Source organism: Acidobacteriota bacterium, assembly GCA_029861955.1.
Taxonomy (GTDB): Bacteria; Acidobacteriota; Polarisedimenticolia; order Polarisedimenticolales; family Polarisedimenticolaceae; genus JAOTYK01.
This window is the reverse complement of sequence record JAOTYK010000019.1, coordinates 72,830-82,605: the sequence shown is the minus strand read 5'-3', so window position 1 is coordinate 82,605 and position 9,776 is coordinate 72,830. Positions and strand designations below refer to the sequence as shown.

General features: G+C 62.4%; 8 protein-coding genes. 6 read left to right on the top strand and 2 right to left on the bottom strand.

Annotated elements, in window-relative coordinates; translation table 11 throughout:
• Positions 1-170: 170 nt before the first annotated feature.
• A complete protein-coding gene (gene tpx / locus OES25_11050; protein MDH3628176.1) occupies positions 171-671 on the bottom strand; it encodes a thiol peroxidase in 501 nt (166 codons plus the stop codon).
• Positions 672-822: 151 nt separating this feature from the next.
• On the opposite strand from tpx, the gene OES25_11045 reads away from it, so the two are divergent.
• The 4 genes from OES25_11045 (at position 823) to hemG (ending at position 7,854) form a co-directional block, all read left to right on the top strand.
• Positions 823-4,182, top strand: coding sequence for a carboxypeptidase-like regulatory domain-containing protein (locus tag OES25_11045; GenBank protein MDH3628175.1), 3,360 nt, complete (start codon positions 823-825; stop codon positions 4,180-4,182).
• Between the two features lie 99 nt (positions 4,183-4,281).
• The gene (locus tag OES25_11040) at positions 4,282-5,448 is read left to right on the top strand and encodes an acyl-CoA dehydrogenase family protein (GenBank protein MDH3628174.1); all 1,167 of its coding nucleotides are present in this window, start codon (positions 4,282-4,284) and stop codon (positions 5,446-5,448) included.
• Positions 5,449-5,464: 16 nt separating this feature from the next.
• Complete coding sequence (gene hemE, locus OES25_11035; protein ID MDH3628173.1) at positions 5,465-6,484, top strand: uroporphyrinogen decarboxylase; 1,020 nt, start codon at positions 5,465-5,467, stop codon at positions 6,482-6,484.
• Positions 6,485-6,486: 2 nt separating this feature from the next.
• A complete protein-coding gene (gene hemG, locus OES25_11030) occupies positions 6,487-7,854 on the top strand; it encodes a protoporphyrinogen oxidase (GenBank protein ID MDH3628172.1) in 1,368 nt (455 codons plus the stop codon).
• Here hemG and OES25_11025 read toward each other — a convergent pair.
• Complete coding sequence (locus OES25_11025) at positions 7,851-8,645, bottom strand: TIGR00266 family protein (protein ID MDH3628171.1); 795 nt, start codon at positions 8,643-8,645, stop codon at positions 7,851-7,853. The two genes, hemG and OES25_11025, sit on opposite strands and share 4 nt — an antisense overlap.
• Positions 8,646-8,969: 324 nt before the next feature.
• On the opposite strand from OES25_11025, the gene OES25_11020 reads away from it, so the two are divergent.
• Both OES25_11020 and OES25_11015 read left to right on the top strand, forming a co-directional pair.
• On the top strand, positions 8,970-9,380 hold the full coding sequence (locus OES25_11020; protein ID MDH3628170.1) for a GspH/FimT family pseudopilin: 411 nt from the start codon (positions 8,970-8,972) through the stop codon (positions 9,378-9,380).
• Positions 9,367-9,774, top strand: a complete 408-nt coding sequence (locus OES25_11015) for a prepilin-type N-terminal cleavage/methylation domain-containing protein (protein MDH3628169.1) — start codon at positions 9,367-9,369, stop codon at positions 9,772-9,774. Before OES25_11020 ends, OES25_11015 begins: the two co-directional genes overlap by 14 nt.
• The last annotated feature ends 2 nt before the right edge of the window (positions 9,775-9,776 follow it).

Genomic DNA, 9,776 nt, shown 5'->3' with positions numbered 1-9,776 from the left:
CGCAGCGGACCCACTGCGAGTCCGGTACCAGCATCAGACCCCGAAACTCCCCGGAATCTGACCCTCTAACTGCCGGACTGTCCGCCGACGGACGATCGAGTGTCCGGTGTCCGGACAACAAGCCGCATTCAACGCGCCACGTTGGTACAAATGCCGCGAGGCTGGTCTTATCAACCGAGGGACGCCAGCACCGCATCGTAGTCGGGCTCGGCGGCGATCTCCTCGACCAACTGTGCGTGGACCACGACATCGTTCTCATCGAGGACGACGACGGCACGACCGGTCGCGCCGGCGAGTGGCCCATCGGTGATCAACATGCCGTAGTCCTTGGCGAACTTCTTCCCACGCATCAGCGACAATGGCTTCACGTCGTCGAGCCCTTCGCTGCCGCAGAATCGACCCTGGGCGAACGGAAGGTCCGCCGTCACCAGCAGGACCACGGTGTCCTCGCGACCGCCGGCCTTCTCGTTGAACGTGCGGGTCATTACCTGACAGACCGGTGTGTCAAGGCTGGGCATGATGCTCAGCACCTTCTTCTTGCCCGCGAAGTTCGCGAGCGACACGTCCTGCAGGTCTCCATCGACCAGCACGAAGTCCGGCGCTTTGCTGCCGACCGTCGGCAGATCTCCGTTGGTGTTGAATGGGTTGCCTTTAAGAGTGATGTGGGCCACGACAGACTCCTGCGAAAGAAAGAGGTTGGTTGAGGAGAAACGGTATACAACACGGCGTTTCCGTCTGGCAACCGGTCGTTCCTTTCTGCCGCGGGAATTCCCACCCAGTCGCGACAGGCGTGTAGACTTGGGCCAACCAAGGAGACAGGAGATGGGTCGACGACTCTCGCATCGGTGGGTGCTGGCATTTCTCTTTTTTGCGCTGAATCTGTCCCTGACGGCCTGGGCCGCAGAGGATCGGCGACAGCAGACCCTTCGCGGCGTCGTGCTGGATCCGGATGGACAGGTTGCAGCCGATGCGACCGTCCGAATTTCGAAGTGGACCGAAGCAAGCGCGCAGATGCAGCATCTTCGCCGCAGCGCAGTGACGGTCTCGACGGATGACGAGGGTCGATTCGAAGCAACGGTCGATCGAACCTATGCGTACGTGATCCGAGCCGAATCCGAAGACCATCCGTTCACGGACCTCCTCGAGTACAATCCGGTGGGTCGCCGCCCATTCATCGAGCTTCAGCTGTCGACCGGACGTTCGCTCTCCGGACAGCTCTCCGCGGACGGATCGACGGAGTGGACCGATGGAGTCGTTCACGCGTGCGACCCCGCCGGGTTGTTCTACGGCCCGAGTGCGTGCGACGAAGCGACCGTCGACGCCGACGGCCGCTTCAAGTTCTCGAACCTCCCGATGGGTCCGTTGGATTTCTACGCACATGCCGACGGCTTCGCCCTGGAAACGCTGTCCGTAGAGTCCACGCCCGATGACGAACAACTCACACTCTCCCTTGCTCCGGGTCATCCTCTGAAAGGACGGGTAGTCGACGAGGACGATAAACCAATCGCCAACGTAGGAATGACGCTTGCCCAACACGTCAAGAAACAGAGTGACACGTCGAAACGCCTTTACTGGCCGGTCGTTTCGGACGAGGAGGGTTCGTTCCAGCATCCGGGTCTTCCTGATGCATCGTTCTCGATCACGGCCCAACCCGATGGAATCGTCGTCGGGTCGGAGCCGGTCACTTTCAAGGTCCAGTCGGATGTCCCGCTGGCACCGATCGTCGTCGCGGCTCAGACTCGACCGATCGTGGTCTTCCGCCTTGTCGATCCTGACGGCCGCCCGGTCACCGAGACGCCGGAAATCCTCATCAAGTACTCGAGCAATTTTTCGTCCACGCCCCAGATCGAGATCAGAGAGACTGAAGGTGCCGGGCATTTCGAGGTCAAGGGAATCTACCCGAGCCGTCCGTCAATTTTGATCCGGCCGGCGCAGTGGATCGACCTCGTCATCGAAGACCTGGAGCTCGAGGCCGGGCAACGACTCGACCTCGGCGAGCGGGTCCTGGAACCCGGTGCCCAGCTCGCAGGGCGAGTGGTCGACCCCGACGATGTTCCCGTTCCCGACGCAACGGTCGAGGTCTCATTCATGACGGAGTACGGGTCAAGCTCGCGATCGGCCCAGGCCGATCGCTCCGGTCGTTATCGGGTGTTCGGTCTACCGGAAGATCCCGCCTATTCTGCCTCCGCCACTGCGGACGGTTTTCGACCCGACGTCCAGCAACAGGTCGCACCGAATGCCGAGGACGTCGATTTCGTCCTTGAGCCCAACTCCATCGTCAAGGGTCGTGTTCTGGACGAGTCCGGTCGACCGATAACGATGTTTCAGATCGGTTTGTACTCGGAAGCCAGCGAGAACGACTCGACCTTCTCGGCCATGGCCAACACCAACAAGCCCGAGACGATCGTCGATGACGAGGGGCGGTTTGTTCACGAAACGGCTCCCGGACACTACACGGTGCAGATCGACACGGAGCAGACGGCCCCCGCACGACGCGGCGATGTCGAGTTGTCACCCGGTGAGACGGTCGACATCGGCGATGTGACCCTCGTCGCCGGTCTAACCATCACCGGTCGTGTACTGGGGCCCACCGGACGCGGAATCGCCGAGGCGGAAGTCGGTACGAAGTCCGGCGATCTCATGGCTCAGTTCACCGGTGCCACAACCGCCGTCGCTGATACCGCGACGACCGACGAGAATGGCCGCTTTGAGCTGCGTGGCTTCATCCCGGGCAGCGTGACCCTGTCCGCGCAGCACGCAGAGTACTCCGCCGCGACGGAGACCCTCGAGTTGATCGCAGACGAGGAACCGGCCGAGGTGATCCTGACCCTCGAAGCCGGGGGCGACGTGGTCGGAGTTCTTGTCGATGACAACGGCGCACCTCGCGTGGGTGCGATGATCATGCTGCATCGCGGCCTTTCCGCCGTCATGACGAGACTCTCGGCGCGAACCGGAGCGGAGGGTCGCTATCGACTCGAACAGGTCCCCGCCGGCAGCTACGAGGCCATGTGTTTCCTGAGTCTCGACAATCCCCAGAGCCGTGTCTCCGCGCGCATCTCTGTCGAAAACAATCAGACGACGACCTTTAATTGCGATCCACCGGAAGGCGGGATCGATGTCAGCGGCCGACTCCTGCAAGCCGGCTCGACACTGCCCAATCGAGGCATGATCCTCGTTCCCGTCGACAGTCTCTCCGGCACGCCGTCGATGAGCGACTTCACCCAGACCTCCAGCAACGAGTCGGGCCATTACGAGGCCCGTGTCCAGCGCCCTGGGCCCTACACCGTCGTCGTGGATGGAGGCACGGGCTCGATCACGACGCAGATCGACGTTCCGGCGGGCGTCGAGAAGGCAACCGTGGACGTCGTCATCGAGTCCGGTCGTATCACCGGGACCGTTCGCGCCGCGGATGGCGCGGAGCTGGAACGGGTTTCGATCCAGAGTTTCCTCCTCGACGGCACGGGCGCGGCCCCGGGACTCCTCCCGGGAGCGGCGGCCCAGACAGGTGCCGGTAAGGATGGCCGATTCGAGGTTGCCGGTCTTCCCATGGGCGACTATCGAGTCGTCGCCATCGCGCCGCGTTACCAGGCTGCGGAACTCTCCCCGGTAAGCGTCGGTGACGGTGCGATACCGGACATCGAACTTGTCCTCGAGCTGAGCGACGTCGTCCGACTGCGGGTCACCGACCCCGAGGGCAATCCGGTGGCCGGAGCCTTCGTTTTCATCACCCCGAGCGATCTCCCGGAGGCGGCGGCGGTCAACGCCCAATCGGATATCAACGGGCGGGTGCGGCTGGGATCCCCGTCCGCCGGCTTGCTGGACGTTGTCGTCGGGGCGACGGGCTGGGCGATCACGACGACCCGGGGCGTCGAGGCACAGACGACGGATCAGGATCCGGAGATCGTCGTGTCCCTTCGTCGCGGCGGGCGGATTCGTCTATCCGTAACGACCGCGACCGGTGAGCCGGCCAGTTCCCAGCTGGTGACGGTGCAACCGCTCGAGTCGATCGTCGGGTTTCAGATGCGCACCTTCATGGAACCCAGTCCGACAACGGATGCCAGCGGGGTCGCACGGATCGAGCGACTTCCCGCCGGGACCTACCGTGTCGTCGTCGGCGAGGCGGTCACCACCGTCACCGTCACAGAAGGGGGCGAAACCGACACCGCGCTCCAACTCCCCTAGCGACTCGGGCGCTCATCTTGGGGCGTGGACAGACCTAGCGAATCCACCATAATGAGGGTGATTCCGGCGATATCGCCCCAGGCGACCATGGAGCTAGAGATGTCCGATCACCCAGATTTGCCTGCTGCCCTGACCGAACTCACCGAAGAGGAGCAGCTCTTTCGGGATGCGATCCGCGACTTTGCCATGGGCGAGATCGCCCCGGGCTCCCACGGGATGGACGAGAGCGGTCAGTACGCCGATGGGCTGCTTCCCAATCTGTTCGAGATGGGACTGATGGCGATCGATGTTCCGGAGGAACACGGTGGAACCGGCGGGACGTTCTTCCAGTCCTGTCTCGCCGTAGAGGAGATCTCCCGCGCGGACGCCGCCGTCGGCGTGCTGGTCGACGTGCAGAACACGTTGTTCAACAACGCCCTCTCTCGCTACGGAACCGACGCGCAGAAGGCGCACTACTTTCCGAAAATCGCTGCGGACCATGTCGCGGCGTACGCGCTGTCCGAAGCGGGGTCGGGCTCGGATGCATTCGCCCTGGCCTGTCGTGGCGAGAACGTCGCGGATGGCTGGAAACTGAACGGGCAGAAGCTTTGGATCACGAACGCCGCCGAGGCTCGTCTGTTCCTGGTCTTCGCCAACGTCGACCCCGCCAAGGGCTACCGGGGAATCACGGCCTTCCTCGTCGAGCGCGACGATGCCGGCTTTACCGTCGGCAAGCGCGAAAAGAAATTGGGCATCCGAGCGTCCAGCACCTGTGAGCTGATCCTGCAGGACTGCACCATCCCGGAGGACAGGGTGCTGGGCGAGGTGGGCAAGGGGTACAAGATCGCCATCGAGACGCTTAATGAAGGACGCATCGGAATCGGGGCCCAGATGTTGGGCGTCACCCAGGCCGCTCTCGATCATGCCTGTCGCTATTCGAAGGAACGCTCGCAGTTCGGCAAGACGATCAGCGAGTTCCAGGCGGTTCAGCACTCTCTGGCCCGGACGGCGACGGAACTGGAGGCCGCCCGATTGATGGTCTACAACGCCGCCCGTCTGCGAGATCGCGACCTCCCCTTCGTCAAGGAAGCCGCGATGGCGAAGCTTTATTCGAGCGAGGTAGCCGAACGCGCCACGTCGATGGCCGTGGAGATATTCGGCGGCTACGGCTACACGTCCGAGTATCCCGTGGAAAAACTCTACCGCGACGCGAAGATCGGCAAGATCTACGAAGGTACGTCGTTCATGCAACTGAACACCATCGCCAAGATGATCCTGGCCGACTAGACGGGGCTTGATATCCATGAACGACCTCTACCTGAGAGCCGCGCGGCGCGAGCCTGTCGAACGGTCCCCTATCTGGATCATGCGTCAGGCCGGTCGCTACCTGCCCGAATACCGTGCGGTTCGGCAGGAAGTCGATTTCCTGACGCTCTGCCGTACCCCGGAACTTGCCGCCAAGGTCACACTGCAGCCCATCGAGCGGTTTGGCTTCGATGCGGCGATCCTGTTCTCGGACATCCTCGTCATCGCGGAACCGCTGGGGATCGACGTCGCGTTCTCGCCGGGACCCGTCATCGAACGGCCATTGAGAACCGCGGCCGATATCGAACGACTGAGACACGACGACCCGCGGGAGTCCCTTGCCTACGTGATGGAAGCGATTCGCATCCTCCGCGGAGAACTCAAGGTGCCGCTCATCGGGTTTGCCGGTGCCCCGTTCACGCTTGCGGCTTACATGGTGGAAGGTAAGGGTTCGAAGAACTTCGCCACGCTACGTTCGCTCATGATCGCGGATTCTCCACTGGCCCATCGCCTCCTGGAACGCATCACCGAAACACTGGAGGTCTACCTCCTGGCCCAGGTCGATGCCGGCGCCCAGGCGATCCAGTTGTTCGATACCTGGGCCGGCCTGCTTGCCCCGGGGGAGTTCGGCGAGTTCTGCATCCCCTACGTCAAGCGACTGATTGAAAAAGTCCGCGAGCGGGGTGTACCCGTGACCTACTTCGCGATGGATGGCTGCCACTTGCTCGAGCGGCTCCCGGAGGTGGGGGCCGATGTACTCGGTATCGACTGGCGGACACCGCTCTCCATGGCTTCAACTCGCGTCGGCCGCCGGCACGCACTCCAGGGGAACCTGGATCCAACCGCATTGTTCGCACCGCCTGCCGCCGTCCGAGAAAGGACGACCGCCGTCCTCGAAGAAGCACGGGACCTTCCCGGACATATCTTCAATCTTGGCCATGGCATCCTCCCCGACACGCCGATCGAGTCGGTCGAGGCCGTGGTCGAGACCGTGCGCGCCACTGCGGAACGCTCGTGAGCATGGCGGATGTGGTCGTCATTGGAGCGGGTATCACCGGTCTCACGCTGACCGAGCGGCTGCAGCAGGCATTTTCCAAACGCAATCGCGGCGAATCCGTCATCTGCCTGGAGGCCTCGGACAGGGCCGGCGGACATCTTCGCAGTGACATCGTCGACGGGTATCTCTGCGAGTGGGGTCCCAGCGGATTCCTGGACAATGCGCCGGCCACACTAGAACTCGTCGATCGCCTGGGGCTGGGCGAGGACGTCTTGGTGGCCGACGACGTGTCCGCCCGACGTTACATCTTCAGAAACGGTCGACTGCGTGAACTTCCCTCAAAACCTCCGGCGTTGTTGACTTCGGGAGTCTTGCCGCTGACCGGGTTGCTGAGGATTTTCCTCGAGCCTCTGATCAAGGCCCGCCGACACGGGACCGAGGAATCGATCTACGAGTTCGTTCGACGTCGATTCGGAAAACACGCCGCGACGATTCTGGCCGATGCGATGGTATCCGGTGTTTTTGCCGGAGACACCCGCCGTCTCTCTCTCTCGGCCTGTCTGCCGATGGTGCAGGAGATGGAGATCGAACACGGGGGCATCATCAAGGCGATGGCTCGACGCCGCGGATCGAAATCGCCGACCCGTCAGAGGAGTTTTCGCCAGGGGATGGAACAACTCGCACGGGGACTTCAACGAAGACTCGGCCCGGCCCTGAAACTCGAGAGTGCGGTGGATACGGTCGCCGGCCTCGGTGCCCGGGGGTATCGCATCGTTCCGCAGAGTGGCGTCCCGATCGAAGCGGGCGTCGTGGCCCTCACCACGCCGGCCCCCGTGACGTCCCGGTTGTTGGGCCAGGACCTTCCCCAGCTGACAAGCGGGCTGGCATCCGTGCCTTACGCCTCGATGGTGGTGATCCATCTCGGCTATCACCGCTCGGCCATCGGAGACCTACCCCAGGGGTTCGGCTTCCTTGTTCCACGTAACTCCGGCATTCGCATCCTGGGTTCGATCTGGACCGACCAGGTGTTCCCCGAGCATGCCAATGACGGACGCTGTCTACTACGGGTGATGATCGGCGGTGCCCACGACCCGGAGGCCCACGATCTGGACGACGCCGAGTTACTTCGGATCGCTCGACGAGAAATTATGACGACGATGGGTATCGAGGCGGCACCGGTGTTCAATCAGATCCATCGGCATCGGCAGGCGATCCCGCAATACACCCTGGGCCACAAGAAGCGGCTCGCGGAATGGGAAACGATACTCAGCCAGCGACCGGGAATGCACCTGGCGGGAAGTTCCTACCGTGGTGTCTCCGTCAATGACTGCATCGTCGACGGCGAGCGTGTCGCGAGTCGGATCCTCCAGGCGATGGAAGAGCCTTCCTAGTCCCCGTCGATCATTCGACCGAGCCCACCCAGAATCGATCCCTCGCCCTTGGACTTCCCGCCGCGACTCGGCGCTGACGCGAAGATCCGATCGGCCAGTCGACTGAACGGTAGAGACTGAAGCCAGACGCGCCCTGGACCCTTCAGCGTCGCGAAGAACAGTCCCTCGCCGCCAAACAGCGCGGACTTGATGCCCCCCACGAACTTGATGTCGTACTCCACCGTCGGCTGGAACCCGACGATACAACCGGTATCGACTCGCAATCGTTCGCCGGGCTGGAGGGTGCGTTCGTACAACGTTCCACCGGCGTGGACGAAGACCATCCCGTCGCCTTCGAGGCGCTGCATGATGAAACCCTCGCCGCCAAACAGACCGGCGCCGATCTTCTTCTGGAAGGCGATCCCGATCTCCACACCCTTGGCGGCGCAGAGGAACGAGTCCTTCTGCGCGATCAGTGTGCCGCCGACATCGGGCAGTGCGATCGGCAGGATCTTGCCGGGATACGGTGCGCCGAATGCCACACGCCGCTTGCCGCTGCCCTGATTGCCGAAGACCGTCATGAACAGGCTCTCGCCGGTCAGGAGCCGTTTGCCCGCACCCAGCAGAGACCCGAGGACGCCGGTGGTCTTGCTGGAGCCGTCCCCGAAGATGGTCTCCATCTCGATCCCGTCATCCATGTACATCATGCCGCCGGCCTCGGCGATGGCCGCCTCCTGAGGGTCCAGCTCGACCTCGACGAACTGCATGTCATCGCCAAAGATCCGATAGTCCACGACGTGCATCTGCTCCATACGGAATCTCCTCTTGTCCTATTTGGGGCCCCGGAATGCCTAGGATACACCGGAGTTCGAGTCCCTATTCGGGTCTCGCGGCAAGGAATTGTCAGGACTATTTGAATCTGTTTGGATTGACCGACACTCGCTGTCACCGCTTTACGAAAAACGTATTTGAATTGGGGTTCTTCTGCGAATACATTCAAACTCAGAGGAGCCTGAATAGTGATGTCCAAAGAATCCGGTATGACATTAGTCGAGATAATGGTGGTGGTAGCGATAGCAGCCCTAGTTGTTTCTGTTGTAGTCGTCTATTCGCTCCCCTGGATTTCCAAGGAGACCATGCGATCCACCGCGTTCGATGTGCAGACCTACCTGCAGTTGGCCCGCATCGAGGCGGTCAGTCGCAATCGGGACGTCCGCTTCGTCATCGACACGGACAACCGCCAACTGGCGGTCTGGGACGGCATGACCACCGCCTCGACGGTGGATGACGAACTCCTCTACCTGGCCCCCATCTCCGATTCCATCGATTTCGCCAACCCGCAAGTCGGGGCCGCCGTCACGCTCTCGCAGATCGGTGGCAGCGACGAATACCAATGCATCTTCTCGTCCGACGGCACGGTCGGCACCGGTGCCGGTGGCGCCGTGATGGTCTTTGGCGGTGACGAGTACGGAAAAGTCTCGGTCTTCGATGCCGGTGGCATTCAGGTCGAGAAGTGGAGTAATGGAGCGTGGCATGTCGGTGGTTAGAACCATTTCCAAGCAGGAAGGCTTCTCGCTGGTCGAGGTCCTGGTCGCACTGTTCCTGATCGGGATCGGCGTGCTGGCAGCCGCTCCGATGTTCGTCTACGCCATCCAGGGAAATGCGGTGGGTGCGGACTTCGGAAGAGCCGGCGCCCTCGCCGTCGAGCGCATGGAGATCCTCCGCTCTCAGGACTATACGATCCATGTGGCCGGCGGGAGCCTCAGCACCAACGTGACGGGCTACTTTGACAGCAGCGATCCGGAATACATCGTCCGCTGGGCCGTTCGCGACAATATCACCCCCGTCGGCACCAAGACCATCGTTGTCCGCGCCACTGCGGTCGGGCGACGGGTCGGACGTAACAAGCAGGTACAACTCGCCACGGTACGAGGAGGCTGATG